This window comes from Amycolatopsis ponsaeliensis (assembly GCF_030182635.1).
Taxonomy (GTDB): domain Bacteria; phylum Actinomycetota; class Actinomycetes; order Mycobacteriales; family Pseudonocardiaceae; genus Amycolatopsis; species Amycolatopsis ponsaeliensis.
Map to the genome: position 1 here is coordinate 1 of NZ_JAPZLD010000059.1, position 13,087 is coordinate 13,087.

Here is a 13,087-nt window from a genome sequence, read left to right on the forward strand (position 1 = left end):
GGTGGGGGTCCGGGCGGGGGCGGGCGCGGGGGGGGCCCGGCGGCGTGGCGGCCGCGTCGGGGGGGGGCGGCGGCGGCGCGCGGGCCCCCCCCCCCCCCCCCCCCCCCCCCCACGGCCGATTCCCGCGAGTGTTCTTGCCGCGGCGGCGGCAGGATCGAGGGTGTGAAGACGGAAACCCTTGCGCACACGGCCATCGAGCCCGGAATCCTGTACTTCGGCACCCCGGTCGTGTTGATCTCCAGTTCCAACGAGGACGGGTCGGCGAACCTGGCCCCGATGTCCTCGGCATTCTGGCTCGGCTGGCGCGCCATGCTCGGGCTTGGTGCCCGGTCCAAGACCGCCCAGAACCTGTTGCGCACGCGGGAGTGCGTGCTGAATCTCCCTTCCGACGCGCTTGCGGCGGCTGTCGACCGGTTGGCGTTGACCACGGGGTCGGATCCGGTTCCCGCGGGGAAGACTTCTCGCGGTTATTTCCACGTCGCGGACAAGTTCTCGCGTGCTGGGCTGACTCCGGTTGCTTCTTCGACTGTTGCTCCGCCTCGGGTTGCCGAGTGTCCTGTTGCGATGGAGGCCGTTGTCGAGGCTGTGCATCCTGTTGCCGATGACGATCCTCAGCAGCGTGGGGGGATTGTTGCCATCGAGGTTCGGGTTCAGCGGGTTTTCGTGCATCCGGAGATTTTGGTGCCCGGGAGTTCGGATCACATCGATCCTGATGCCTGGCGGCCTTTGATCATGAGTTTTCAGAAGCTTTACGGGTTGGGGTCGCAGGTTCATCCTTCTACTTTGGCTCGGATTCCCGAGCGGATGTATCGGGGGCCGGATATCGAACGGGCTCGTCTTTCTTGAGTTTTAGGGATCCGGCTTCGCCGGGGCGTGGGAAATCGGCGCTTCGTGTTGTTGCTTCCTGCTCGGTGCCGGAGCGCCGATTCCCCACGCAACGGTGCCCCTGCCGGGCTTGCGCTGGATCATCCTTTCGAGTGATGACATGCGTTCGAATGCCGGTAATCTTGTTGTATGGACAGCGAAGCGGTGTGGAAAGCGGATGCGGTGGCCCTGGCCGACCGCATCTCCACGCTGCTCACTTCCATGCGCTCCTTGGAAGCCGAGATCGGCTCTCTGCTCGTGGAAATCGAGTCCCGCGGCGTGATGGAACTCTTCGGCTACCGTTCTGTCGCACGGCTCTTCGAGCACCTTGCCGACGTCCCGAAGTCCGCCGCCGAGACCATCATCAAACGAGCCCGAGCCCTCACTTCCACTCACACCCTCGACGGCACCCCCATCCCCGCGGTCGCTCCCGCCACCGGTCTTGCTGCCTCGGATGGCCGGTTGAGCACCCCGATGATCGACACGATCGTCGGCGTAATGACTCAGATCCCATCCGAGCACCGCGACGAGGCTGAGCAGCACCTGCTCACGTTCGCCTCCGAGGCCAGCCACAAGCAGGTCGCGGCACTGGGCGCCCGGATCGTGGCCCACCTGGACCCCGACGGCACCGAACCCGACGAGACCGAACCGGTCACGCCCAGCCGCGAACTGTCGTTGCGCCGCAAGAGAACCGGGTTCTGGGAGCTGAACGGCCGTTTCGACGACGAGACCGGCGCCCGAGCCAGCGCCCTGCTCGACTCTCTCGCACAACGCCGCACCAGCGATGAGGGACCGGACTTGCGTTCGCCGCTGGAACGCAACGGCGACGCATTCTCCGACGCGATCGACCTGGCCCTCAACTCCCCAGAGTTGCCGATGCAGGCCGGCGAGCGGGCGCATGTGATGGTGGCGGTGTCGTTGGCGGACTTGAAGTCCGGCCTCGCCACAACAATCCTCGGCGGCACCGGTGCCATGCCGAAGCCCGCTACCAACCCGGCCACCTTCGGTAACCCGCGCACCACAACCAAGACCGCTGCCGGTCAGGCCGCGTTCGGCAGTACAGGCACCATGCCCAAGCCCGCTGCCAGCCAGACCGCCTTCGGCAACACCGCGACTACGCCCGCTACCGGCCAGGCCGCCTTCGGCAGCACCGCGACCACGCCCGCCATCGGCCAGGCCGCCTTCGGCAGCACCGGCACCACCCCCAAGCCCGGCGTCGGCCGCGCCACCCTCGGCGACCTCGGCACCATCTCTGCGGCCGAAGCCCGGATCCACGCCTGCGACTGCATGCTCATCCCCGTCGTCCTCGGTGGCAAGAGCGAACCCCTCGACCTCGGCCGCCAGCGCCGCCTCATCTCCACCCCACTCCGCCGCGCCCTGTACCTGCGCGATCGCGGCTGCGCATTCCCGGGCTGTCATCGCCCACCTCGGCATTGTCAGGGTCACCACGTCCGCCACTGGGCTGATGGTGGCCCGACCGAGCTGGGCAACCTGGTCCTGACGTGCGCTCACCACCACCGGCTGCTGCACCGTTCCGGCTGGCAGGTAAGGATCGCCGCCGACGGTTTGCCCGAGTTCCTGCCACCGGTGTTCTTGGACAAACGCCGAAGACCCAGGCGCAACAACCTGCACCCACCATTGCCATTCGCAGCGTGAACGGGAAAGGCCCGCAGTCAACCGGCTGCGGGCCTGCACCCGCGCGCTGGATCTCCGTCGGGCCGATGAGCAAGCCTCTGCCCCGAAATCTCAAACTCCGCAGCCCGCCCCAGGGCTCTTGCTGTCATCCGGCGTCTGTCCGTGGGCTGAGCCGGGGCTCGAAGCCGCCGGTCACCCTGCACGGGCCACCCACCTCAAGTCGCGTCGAGCTGGCTGAGCAGCGGAGCCAATGTCTTGATTCCCGCCGTCACCGCTTCGCGGCCCTTCGCCGAACTCACCAACGGTTGCTGCGTCATCAACACCACCACGTACCGCCCACCCACCACCCCGGTCGTGTTCAGCACCAGCGCATTCCGCAGGATCATCCACCCCTGCTTGATCTGCCACGAGCGCCCCGGCAAGGCGTCCGGGATGCCGAAATACTGATCCCACCCGTCATCCGCCGGATTGCGCGCATTGCCCAATGCCGCCAGCAATGGCGCCGCCACGTCGTCCGGGACCTCGTCCAGCAAATACTCGTACGTTGCCACCACGTCGCTTGCGCTCGTCTTCGCCATTCCCCACTGGGTCGGGTCGGCCGGGGGCGTTGTGTGCGACAGCCCGATCAACGCCGCCGTGCGGGTCACGATCGCGTTGCCGCCGTTCTGCTCCCAGAATGCCGAGGCGATCGCGTCGTTGCTGCCCTCCAGCATGTCCGTCAGGTCCTCGACCGCGTCCGCGTCCGGCAGGGCCCAGCCTCCGTTCGACCGGACCTCGTCGATCGCGATCAGCAGCTTGACCACCGATGCCGTGTAATACGGGCGGTCCGCGTCCAGCGATGCCAGCTCCTTGCCCGACTCGCGGTCGTACAGGACGAATCCGACACTCGTGCCGCGCGAAGCCGCCGTCACCGCTTCGCTGACCTCGCCGGCCACCGATGACAAGTCCGGGTACGGGACCTCGGACGTCGATGCCACCGGGCTGACCGCCGTGTCCTCCGGCGCCGTGGAGGACACGGCCGATGGCGCCGCGGCCGGGGTTGCCCGGTGCCCGTCGACCACGACGACCATCCCGGCCGTCAACGCGGCCGCCGCCAGCCCGGCGGCCGTCAGTGTCCAGCGGATCCGTCTTCCCATGCCTGGTCAACGCCCGGCGCTCGCGAAACGACCTGTCGTTTCGCTGTGCGTTGCTGTGCAAAAGCTGTGGTCCGGAGACTGGGACGGTGGCCCGGGAGGCGTAGCGTCACGTCGTGAGCGACTTGAAGATTCTGGTGGTGGGCGCCGGCGCGACCGGTGGTTACTTCGGTGGACGGCTGCTGCAAGCGGGCCGCGACGTCACCTTCCTGGTCCGGCCGGGCCGGGCGAAGCTGCTGCGGGACCGCGGCCTGCGCATCACCGGCCTCGGTGAAGAGACCGTCCTCCACCCGCCGCTCGTCGAGACCGGCGCCCTCGACCGGACCTACGACCTCGTGCTGGTGGCCGTCAAGGCGACCGGCCTGGCCTCGGCCATCGACGATTTCGCCCCCGCCGTCGGCCCCGGCACGCTGATCCTGCCGTTCCTCAACGGGCTCGCGCACATCGACGCCCTCGACGCGCGGTTCGGCAAGGACGCCGTGCTCGGCGGGGTCGCCAAGGTGCAGACGACGATCGACGACGACGGCGCCATCCGGCGGCTCGGCCCGCTGCAGAGCCTGGCCTACGGCGCCCGCACGGAGCCCGCGCCCGAAAAGCTGCGTGACGTCGACGAAGCCATCAAGAACGCCGGGTTCGGTGCCACCCTGGACGAGCGGATCACCGAGTCCATGTGGGCGAAGTGGGTGTTCATCGCCGCGATCGGCGCGGTGAACAGCCTCATGCGCGCCACGATCGGCGACGTCGTCGCCGTCCCCGGAGGCACCGAGTTCGCCGAAGCCGTCGTGGCCGAAGCGGCCGCCGTTGCCGAGGCCGCCGGGTACCCGGTGCCCGAGGCCGAGCTCGCGGGTACCCGAAAGACCGTCACGGACCCCGGGATGGGTGGATCTTCGCTCTACCGTGATCTGCTCGGCGGTCACCCGGTCGAGGGGGACCAGATCTTCGGCGATCTCACCGCGCGTGCCCGTGAGCTGGGTGTTGCCGTGCCGATTCTCGATCTCGTCACCCTGCAGCTGCGGGTGCACCAGCACCGCATCGGGTGATCTCGTCACCGACCGCGCTTTGCCCGCACAGGCCGGTGATCGTGGTCTTTCGGGCACCCGCGTGGCGGTGCCGACGCGGGGTCCCGGGGCACTGATAACCTTTGGCAGGAAAGTTGCTTGAGGGTTTGACGACTCGAGTATCTAACGACGAACACAGCGAGGGGAAATGGCGGACAGGTTCGAGTTCGTCCTCGAGGTCGTCGAAGCCCTCGTCGTGGGCCAAGCCACCGGTGGTGACGTGCGGCGCTACCCGCTGCGCGCGGGCAATCTCCCGGCGGACCCGGTGCGGTTCGTGCGGGTCGCGCGCCAGGTCTACGACGCGCTCGAGGAGCGACGGCTTTCGGTTTCGGGCGAACTGCACCCCGGGGTGCGGACGGCGTTCGAGCTGCTGGCCGCGCCGCGCGTTTCGGTTGCGGTGAGCGGGATCGACGGCCTCGGCGCCGACGTCGCCGTGCTGGTGGTCACCGACGGCGCCCAGGCGCTCGGCATCACCCAGGCCGCGGACACCGACGACCTGCTGTTCTCGCTGTTCGCCGACGAGGACCTGGTCGAGGTCGTCACCGGCGTGCTGCCCCCGGCTCCGGCCGCGACCACCGGCAAGCACGTCGTGCACCGCGCCGCCGGGCGCGAGGTCTCGGCCATGGCGGCGAAGCGGATCGCGGACGCCGAGTTCGACGAGGAAGAGACCGACGCCTTCGGCATGATCGAGGTCAAGGCGGTGGTGCGGCCGGGCCGCCGGCCGCCGGCGCCGAAGCCGTCCGACGTCGCGGTGCTCGAGCGGGTGCTGGCCGAGCCGCGGCTGGGCGGTGGCCACATCGCCGTCACCGCGCAGAGCCGGCGCGGCGAGCGGCTCGCGGGCGAACCGCTGAGCTGGCTGGACACCGCCGACGGCCGCTACCTGGTGCACACCAAGTCCGGCGAAGCCGGCGAACTGACGGCGGAATACGTACCGGCCGGCCGCGCCGACCTCGCGCGCGCGATCCGCGAAGCGATCGCCGCCGTCTACTGACCGGGAAGGAACAGCTTCTGATGACGGAAGAGACCGAGGCGACGGCCCAGGCTCTCCAGGCGACGATGCAGCTGCAGTCCGCCACGACGCCCGAGACCAAGGCGCTGGCCGCCGTCCGGGTCGGCCTGGCCGGTGCGCAGCTGAAGCGGCTCGCGCAGTCCGGTGGCTTCGCCATCGACGACACCACGGGCAACCAGCTGATCGAGGCGCTCGAAGGCGTGCTCGAGTCCCTGGAGCAGCGCTGGGCGAACCTCCAGCGGCTGCACGACGCGCCCGCGATGAGCCGGACCGCGACCGGCCAGTGGGTCTCCGCGCACATGGTGAGCACCGCGGCCGACGAACACGGCCTGGTCACCCAGCTGCAGGCGGCGCGCCAGGAGTTCCCGACCTACATCGAAGCCATCAAGCTGGCCAAGCAGAACTACAAGTCCCGGGAAGAGACCACGCGCACGACGCTGACGTCGCTCCCGACCGCCGACCAGAGCTGAGGGAGACCGTGGCAGCCACCGCCGAGTCCGTGTCGGACCCCTCGTCCCCGGACTACAACCCGCGCAGCCCGCTCTACGACGTGACCGCCGATTCGTCGTCGAAGTACTACGTCGGGCCGCTGAAGACGGACAACACGCCCTCGGGTGACGAGATCCGGGAGATGGCGACCCAGCAGATCGACGACGAGATCCGGGCCGGCTGGCTCGGCCCGGCCGTCGACCCGGTGCTGCGCGACAAGAAGATCCAGGAGCTGTACCAGCAGCACCTCGACAACTCCAAGCACGGCCTCGACGAGGGTCTCGCCATGCGCGAGAACGGCGGCGCGCCGAAGACGCTGTGGGCCAACGCCAGCCACGAGCAGATGAACGACGCCATCACGCAGGACGCCAACCCGGCGACCGTCGCGGAGACGTCGGAGGAGTGGGTCGCGGTCGGCAACGACCTGGGCACCCACCAGAAGACCCTCGGCGACGCGATCAACGCGAGCACCAGCAACTGGCAGGGCGACGCCGGTGACGCCGTGCGCGAGCACCTCGCCGGGGTCGGCAAGTGGCTGGGCGCGACCGCGCAGGGCGCGACGCTCGCCGGGCGCCAGCAGGAGATCCACTCGCAGGCGCTCAACGAGACCCAGCGGCAGATGGTCGCGAACCCGCCGGTGCAGTTCGACCTGCAGAGCACCAACCAGCGCCTGATGTCGATGACCGACCCGGTGCAGTACGCGGCGGCGGCCGGCGAGGCCATGCAGACCTACCGGGCGCAGACGGCGGCCCGGGACCACGCCGCGCAGATCATGACGCAGTACGACGAGACCATCGGCGGCGCGGTCGCGACGCCGCGGTTCCCGGCTCCGCCGAAGCTGCCGTCGGCGACGGCTCGTTCGGCGACCAGCCAGGCCGGCGGTGCCGGTGCCGGCACGGACGGTTCCCAGCCGCTGACGGCGCGCACGGCGATGGACCCGCTTTCGGCGCGGATCCCGGCCGAAGGGACCACGAGCGGTCTCGACGGCGTGAACGGTCCGGGCGCCGGTGCGCCCGGGTCCGGCATCCCGGGTTCGGGCATCCCCGGTGACGGCTCGGGCTCAGGTGGCTCCGGTGGTTCCGGGTTCTCCGGCAGCGGTATCCCCGGCGGCGGCTCCGGTGCGGGCGGTTCCGGGTTCTCCGGCGCGGGCATCCCGGCCGCGTCGGGCGGCGGTGGCGCGGGCGGCTCGGGCGCCGGTGGCTCGGGCTTCTCGGGAGCGAACATCCCGGAGATTCCGGGTGGCGGCAGCTTCACGGGCTCCGGCATCCCCGGGTCGTCGATCCCGATCAGCGGCGACGGGACGACGTCGTCGGGCTTCTCGCCGTCCGGTATCCCCGGCGGCGGGGGCCCCGGCGGCAGCGGCTTCAACCCGGGCTCGATCCCCGGTATCCCGGACACCTCGGGCGGCGGTGGCGGCGGTATCCGCGGCGGCGGCATCCCCGGCTTCACCCCGCCCGGCATCGACCCGATCACCGGCCTGCCCACCGGCACCGGCCCGGGCGGTATCCCCGGCGGCGGCTCCGGCATCGGCAAGATGCCGACCATCGGCCGCGGTGGCGGGATCAACGGCGAAAGCATCGCGAGCCGCCTCGGCGGTATCCCCGGCGGTGGCGGAGCCGGCGGCGGTTCCCTCGGCGGGATCGGCGGCTCGGGCAGTGGCGCCGGTGGCGCGGGCATGCGCGGCGCGGGCAGCCTGAGCGGTGGTGCCGCGTCGGGCGCGGCCGCGGAGGCCGAAGCGGCCGCCATGCGGAACGCGGGTGCGGCCGGCGGCAAGGCCGGTGCGGCGGGCAGCCCGGGCATGGGCGGCATGGGCGCCGGCCGTGGCGGCAAGAAGGAAGACGACAAGGAACACAAGGCGGCCGACTACCTCGAGAGCGACGACCCGAACTTCTTCGCGGGCGAAGAAGCGGTGGCGCCTCCGGTGATCGGTGACTGGAAGAACCAGGATTGGAAGTGAGGGCATGACGGCCGCTGGTTTCGAGGTCGAGCCGGACGAGCTGGTCGCGCACGCGAGCCACGTCGAGAGCTTGGTGGACCGGCTCGACACGGCGGCGTCCGCGGCCGACTCGGCGATGTCGGACCACGCCTACGGGCTGCTGTGCGCGTTCCTCCCGCCGATCATCCGGCCGACGGGTGAGAAGGCGAAGGAAGCGCTGACCGCGTCGAGCGAGGGCGTGCGCGGCCTGGCCGACAACGTCAAGACGGCCGCGCAGTCGTATCGGGACGGGGAAGAGGGCAACGCCCAGCCGTTCCAGCGGCAGCTGGCGGCCTCGCCGCGCACGGCGGAAGCGAAGGTGCAGGCATGACGGGCCCGAACACCGGCCTGGGGGACCTGATGCGGGACCCCGACGAGACGATCCGCCGGATGGACGACTGGGCGGCCGGGTTCGCGGCCAAGGCCGAGCGCTACCAGGCCGCGCAGGAGCAGACCGAACGGCTGCGGCTGACCGCGAGCAGCGGCGACGGCGCGGTGAGCGTCACCGTCGGTGCCGACGGCACGGTCACCGAGCTGACGTTCAGCAACAAGATCAAGTCGTTCCCGCTGGACGAGCTGTCCCGGACGATCCTGACCACCATGCGGCGGGCCCAGTCCGGCATCGCCGAGCGCGTGGCGGGCGTGATGACCGAGCAGCTCGGCGACGAGGACCGCGAGACCCGGACGCTGCTGCTGGACAACCTCCGCGGCCGGTTCCCCGACCCGGACGAGCCGGAGGACGCGCCGCCGCCGCCCGCCGAACCGCCGCCCACCCCACCCTCGCCCGCGCCGCCCGCCGGCAGCGCCGGGGCGCCCCCGGGGTCGCCGCCGCCGCGTCGCAGTGGGGCCGCCGACCCGGACGAGCAGGACAACAACCCGTGGTGACCGGGGGCTGAGGACCCGCCGACCGGCTTGGCCCGGCCGGGCGGCACTCCTCGACAGACGGCTTCCGGGGGTCGACACTGAGCCGATGACCGGCCTGATCACCGGAAGCCGCGTCCGCCTGCGCCCCGCCGCAGCCGCGGACGCCGCCCGGTTCGAGGAGATCCTGTCGCACCCGGACGTCGCCCGGTGGTGGGCGGACGCCGAAGAACCGGTGGCCGCCCAGGTTTCGTACCTGCTGGACCCCGACGACGGCACCACGACGTACGCCATCGAGCACGAGGGCGTCGTCGTGGGCATCGAGCTGGCCTTCGAGGAGGCCGACCCGCAGTACCGGCACGCCGGGATCGACATCGCCGTCCACCCGGACTGGCAGGGCCGTGGCCTCGGCTCGGACGCGATCCGGACGCTGGCCGAGCACCTGTTCAGCGTGCGCGGGCACCACCGGGTGGTGATCGACCCCGCGGCGGACAACAAGTCCGCGATCCAGCTCTACCAGTCGCTCGGCTTCCAGCCGGTCGGCACGATGCGCTCCTACGAGCGCGGTCCGGACGGCAGCTGGCACGACGGGCTGTTGATGGACCTGCTGGCCGAAGACCTCCTGCCGGCTCTCGCGGGCTCGTGAGCACGCCGGCGCCGGCCGAGGCGACTCGGCAGCTGCGACGGGTCGCCGTCGCGAGCGCGATCGGGACCACGATCGAGTGGTACGACTACTTCATCTACAGCACGGCGACGGCGCTCGTGTTCGGCAAGCTCTTCTTCACGACGCTCTCGCCCGCGTCCGGCACCCTCGCCGCGTTCGCGACGCTCGGCGTCGGGTTCCTGGCCCGCCCGGTCGGCGGGATCCTGTGGGGCCACTTCGGCGACCGCGTCGGCCGCAAGGCGATGCTGGTGCTGTCGCTGCTCCTGATGGGCGTGGCGACGGTCGGTGTCGGCCTGCTGCCCACGTACTCCGCGATCGGTGTCTGGGCCCCGATCCTGCTGCTGGTCCTGCGGTTGCTGCAGGGCTTGAGCGCGGGTGGCGAGTGGGGCGGTGCGGCGCTGATGGCGGTCGAACACGCGCCGGAGGGGCATCGCGGCCGGTACGGCGCGTTCTCGCAGATCGGCGTCCCCGCCGGGCTGATCCTGGCGCAGCTGTTCTTCTTCATCCTCGGCCGCACCATGACCGACGCGCAGTTCGCGGCGTGGGGCTGGCGGGTGCCGTTCCTGGCGAGCATCGTGCTCGTCGGCGTCGGCCTGGTGATCCGGCTGCGGATCGAGGAGACGCCGGTGTTCGCGCGGTTGCGGGAGACCGAGGCGCGCAGCAACCGGCCGATGGTCGACGTCTTCCGGGAGCGGCCGCGCGCGTTGCTCGTGGCGTCGGGCAGCTTCATCGCGAACACCGCGATCGGGTACATCTTCCTGGCGTACCTGCTGTCCTACGGCACGTCGGTGCTGAAGATCGACCGGACCACGCTGCTGGTGGTGGTCATCGTCGGCAGCGTGACGTGGCTGGTGAGCATCCTGGTCACGGCCGCGTGGTCGGACCGCGTCGGCCGCAAACCGGTGTACCTGGCCGGGTCGGTGCTGCTGGTGGTCTGGCCGATCCCGTTCTTCCTGCTGGTGGACACGAAGGCCGCGGTCTGGCTGATCGTGGCCGTGGTGGTGCTGAACATCGGCCTGGGCGCGACGTACGGGCCGCAGTCGGCGTTGTTCGCGGAGCTGTTCGAGCCGCGGTTCCGGTACAGCGGAGCGTCGTTCTCCTACGCGGTGGGCGCGGTGCTGGGCGGCAGCTTCGCACCGCTGATCGCGACGGCGCTGCAGACCTCCACCGGGACTTCGTTCTCGGTGTCGCTCTACCTGGTGGGGGTGGCGGTGCTCAGCCTGGTGGCGGTGCTGTTCATCCCGCGCTCACAGCCGGTCTAGGCGGACGGCGGCGGCCATCCGCTCGTACCCCGCGTCGCCCGGGTGGAGGTGGTCGCCGGAGTCGTACGCCGGGAGCATCCGGAGCGGGTCGGCCGGGTCGCGGACGGCGGCGTCGAAGTCGACGACGCCGTCGAACACGCCGCTGGTGCGGATGAACGTGTTCACCGCGGTGCGGGTCGCTTCGAGGGTTTCGTCGTAGACGCCCCAGCCCTTGAACGGCGTGAGCGTGCCGCCGAGGACGCGGATGCCGCGGGCGTGCGCCTGCGTCACCAGCTGGCGGTAGGCCGAGGTGATCGCGTTCGGGTCGGTCTGGTGCGGGTTCTGCTGGATGTCGTTGATGCCTTCCAGCACGATCAGCGTCCGCACGCCGCCGACGCTCAGCACGTCGCGGTCGAAGCGGGACAAGGCGTTCTGGCCGGCGCCCGAGCCGGGCACGTCGAGCAGCAGCCGGTTGGCGCTGATGCCCGCGTTGAGCACGCCGAAGCGGCCGTGCAGCCGGTCGGCGAGGTAGTCCGGCCAGCGGTGGTTGGTCCCGGCAACACTTCCGACGCCGTCGGTGATCGAATCGCCGAGCGTGACGATCGAAGCCTCGGCACTGCCCTGGACGTCGACACCGGAGACGTAGTGCCACACCGACGTCTGCTCGGTGTAGGGCGCGCCCGACTCGCTGCCGGCGAAGTCGCCCGCGCGGGTGAAGTACGACGTCTGCGACGCGGCCGGGTGGTAGGTGACCGGGCCGGACTTCGTGGGCACGTAGGTCGTGACGAGCAGATTGACGTCGGCCGGCACCCGCAGGCTCACCGGGTCGCTCAGGGCTTCGCCGCCCGCCGGGACGACGACGCTCGGCGCGCCGCCGAAGGTCAGCGACCGCAGCGTGCCGGGCACGGCGTCCGGGCCGGTGCCCTGGACCGCGACGGTGACGTGCCCGAAGGTCAGGGGAGTGGCGCCGAAGGCGTTCGACAGGTGGACGCGGGCCCGGCCGCCGCCGGCACTGGTGTGCACGACGTTGCGGATCGAAAAGCCGGGGTAGCCGTCCGGGGTGTTGGCGACGGCGGACGCGGGCGCGGCGGCCCACGTGCCGACCCAGCCGCCGACGGCGTGCTCGGCGACTACGGGGATAGCACTCTGTGAATCGGCACTGACCTGATTCGCGCTGCCGGACGTCGTGAGGATGCCGAGCCCTGCCAGAAGTGCCGCGCTCACGGCCAGAAAGCGTCGCATGCACTCACAGTGGCGTGACTGCTCCGGACCAGCGACCGCTGATCAGGTGACCGAATCGGACAAGATCCCGGACAGTGCACACGGCGGGGGAGCGGGCCCGTCCGGGATTCTGGGGATGCCGGACGGGCCCGCGCGAGGTGGCCGTTGCCGCGACGGCCGCTCGCCGGAGTGCCCGGTCCCGATCGGGCGGAGGCTGGCCCGGATCGTTTGCGTCGTGGCGACTCCGGAGGGCGTGTGCGAGACGCCCTCACCCAAAGCACGGTCCCCGGCCCGGGGCGGTTCAGCCCGGTTCGGGGTTTTGTCGACCTCACTGTGTCGACCTCACTGCGTCGCCGCATCGGAAGACGCGAAAGCCGTGAAGGGCACCCTCATGGCTGTGACGTCCATGAGGGTGCCCTTCACGGCTTTCGAGCGGGAGGCTCAGGCGGCGGCGGGAAGGCCTCCGCCGAGCGCGCGGTGCCCGGCGTCGGTCAGTTCGGCCGGGGCCCACTGGCCGCGTGCCGGGGTGCCGATCGCGCGGATCAGCCCGGCGCGGGCGAGGTCGTGGGCGGTGTTCTGGTCGCAGCACGACAACCCGTCCACGCGGAGGTCGGGTTCACAGCTGCAGCGGAGCTCGGCTCGGCCCTCGCCGACCGCCTTCAACATGGCGATCGCGCGGCGGCTCAGTGCGCTCGGGTAGGTGGACATCGGTCTGGCCTTTCGACGCGGCTGGGTTCTGACGGCGAGTGCTGCAGCTCGTTACCGAGAACCACGGGCCGGACGTGAGCACGGTTCATAACGATCGGTCCGGTTGGCTCTTGACAGCGGAAGGCGCAGCGAGCAGGGTCAGTCATCGGATGAATCAGCTCCGCCATCGACAGATTTGCCAACTAGGGGCGAACTCTGTCGTCATTCCGCCGTAGTCATCCGATCCCTG

Annotated in this window: 13 protein-coding genes; 10 read left to right on the forward strand and 3 right to left on the reverse strand. The window is 70.8% G+C overall.

The annotated features are described in order from the left end of the window. Positions 1-162 precede the first annotated feature (162 nt). Positions 163-846 carry a flavin reductase family protein gene (locus tag QQ657_RS49235; RefSeq protein ID WP_284749361.1) on the forward strand — a complete coding sequence of 228 codons (684 nt, stop codon included), beginning with the start codon at positions 163-165 and terminating at the stop codon, positions 844-846. 168 nt (positions 847-1,014) lie between these two features. After that, positions 1,015-2,520 (forward strand): DUF222 domain-containing protein, encoded by a 1,506-nt coding sequence (locus QQ657_RS49240; protein WP_284749362.1) that lies wholly within the window; start codon positions 1,015-1,017, stop codon positions 2,518-2,520. Positions 2,521-2,714: 194 nt separating this feature from the next. Here QQ657_RS49240 and QQ657_RS49245 read toward each other — a convergent pair whose 3' ends face one another. Continuing rightward, a complete protein-coding gene (locus QQ657_RS49245; RefSeq protein WP_284749363.1) occupies positions 2,715-3,569 on the reverse strand; it encodes a hypothetical protein in 855 nt (284 codons plus the stop codon). A 179-nt stretch (positions 3,570-3,748) separates the two neighbouring features. Here QQ657_RS49245 and QQ657_RS49250 point away from each other — a divergent pair, with 179 nt between their 5' ends. The 8 genes from QQ657_RS49250 (at position 3,749) to QQ657_RS49285 (ending at position 10,950) form a co-directional block, all read left to right on the forward strand. After that, the gene (locus QQ657_RS49250; protein ID WP_284749364.1) at positions 3,749-4,672 is read left to right on the forward strand and encodes a 2-dehydropantoate 2-reductase; all 924 of its coding nucleotides are present in this window, start codon (positions 3,749-3,751) and stop codon (positions 4,670-4,672) included. A 166-nt stretch (positions 4,673-4,838) separates the two neighbouring features. After that, positions 4,839-5,681 carry an ESX secretion-associated protein EspG gene (locus QQ657_RS49255; protein WP_284749365.1) on the forward strand — a complete coding sequence of 281 codons (843 nt, stop codon included), beginning with the start codon at positions 4,839-4,841 and terminating at the stop codon, positions 5,679-5,681. A gap of 20 nt (positions 5,682-5,701) precedes the next feature. After that, entirely contained in the window at positions 5,702-6,169 is a 468-nt protein-coding gene (locus QQ657_RS49260; RefSeq protein ID WP_155549674.1) for a hypothetical protein, read from the forward strand. Positions 6,170-6,177: 8 nt separating this feature from the next. Continuing rightward, positions 6,178-8,145 (forward strand): hypothetical protein, encoded by a 1,968-nt coding sequence (locus QQ657_RS49265; RefSeq protein WP_284749366.1) that lies wholly within the window; start codon positions 6,178-6,180, stop codon positions 8,143-8,145. A 4-nt stretch (positions 8,146-8,149) separates the two neighbouring features. Further along, a complete protein-coding gene (locus tag QQ657_RS49270) occupies positions 8,150-8,494 on the forward strand; it encodes a type VII secretion target (protein ID WP_284749367.1) in 345 nt (114 codons plus the stop codon). Next, positions 8,491-9,048, forward strand: a complete 558-nt coding sequence (locus QQ657_RS49275; protein WP_284749368.1) for a YbaB/EbfC family nucleoid-associated protein — start codon at positions 8,491-8,493, stop codon at positions 9,046-9,048. Before QQ657_RS49270 ends, QQ657_RS49275 begins: the two co-directional genes overlap by 4 nt. 85 nt (positions 9,049-9,133) lie before the next feature. Continuing rightward, the gene (locus tag QQ657_RS49280; protein WP_284749369.1) at positions 9,134-9,670 is read left to right on the forward strand and encodes a GNAT family N-acetyltransferase; all 537 of its coding nucleotides are present in this window, start codon (positions 9,134-9,136) and stop codon (positions 9,668-9,670) included. Further along, a complete protein-coding gene (locus tag QQ657_RS49285; RefSeq protein ID WP_284749370.1) occupies positions 9,667-10,950 on the forward strand; it encodes an MFS transporter in 1,284 nt (427 codons plus the stop codon). Before QQ657_RS49280 ends, QQ657_RS49285 begins: the two co-directional genes overlap by 4 nt. Here the strand turns inward: QQ657_RS49285 and QQ657_RS49290 are convergent. Further along, positions 10,936-12,171 (reverse strand): SGNH/GDSL hydrolase family protein, encoded by a 1,236-nt coding sequence (locus QQ657_RS49290; protein ID WP_284749371.1) that lies wholly within the window; start codon positions 12,169-12,171, stop codon positions 10,936-10,938. The two genes, QQ657_RS49285 and QQ657_RS49290, sit on opposite strands and share 15 nt — an antisense overlap. A 420-nt stretch (positions 12,172-12,591) precedes the next feature. Further along, positions 12,592-12,858, reverse strand: a complete 267-nt coding sequence (locus tag QQ657_RS49295) for a hypothetical protein (protein ID WP_284749372.1) — start codon at positions 12,856-12,858, stop codon at positions 12,592-12,594. Positions 12,859-13,087 lie beyond the last annotated feature (229 nt).

What these genes read in the sequence shown, in the direction of transcription:
- QQ657_RS49280 (WP_284749369.1), top strand. Translation starts at nt 9,134, where the DNA reads ATGACCGGCCTGATCACCGGAAGCCGCGTCCGCCTGCGCCCCGCCGCA.
- QQ657_RS49275 (WP_284749368.1), top strand. Translation starts at nt 8,491, where the DNA reads ATGACGGGCCCGAACACCGGCCTGGGGGACCTGATGCGGGACCCCGAC.
- QQ657_RS49260 (WP_155549674.1), top strand. Translation starts at nt 5,702, where the DNA reads ATGACGGAAGAGACCGAGGCGACGGCCCAGGCTCTCCAGGCGACGATG.
- QQ657_RS49290 (WP_284749371.1), bottom strand. Translation starts at nt 12,171, where the DNA reads ATGCGACGCTTTCTGGCCGTGAGCGCGGCACTTCTGGCAGGGCTCGGC.
- QQ657_RS49255 (WP_284749365.1), top strand. Translation starts at nt 4,839, where the DNA reads ATGGCGGACAGGTTCGAGTTCGTCCTCGAGGTCGTCGAAGCCCTCGTC.
- QQ657_RS49295 (WP_284749372.1), bottom strand. Translation starts at nt 12,858, where the DNA reads ATGTCCACCTACCCGAGCGCACTGAGCCGCCGCGCGATCGCCATGTTG.
- QQ657_RS49245 (WP_284749363.1), bottom strand. Translation starts at nt 3,569, where the DNA reads ATGGTCGTCGTGGTCGACGGGCACCGGGCAACCCCGGCCGCGGCGCCA.
- QQ657_RS49270 (WP_284749367.1), top strand. Translation starts at nt 8,150, where the DNA reads ATGACGGCCGCTGGTTTCGAGGTCGAGCCGGACGAGCTGGTCGCGCAC.
- QQ657_RS49240 (WP_284749362.1), top strand. Translation starts at nt 1,015, where the DNA reads ATGGACAGCGAAGCGGTGTGGAAAGCGGATGCGGTGGCCCTGGCCGAC.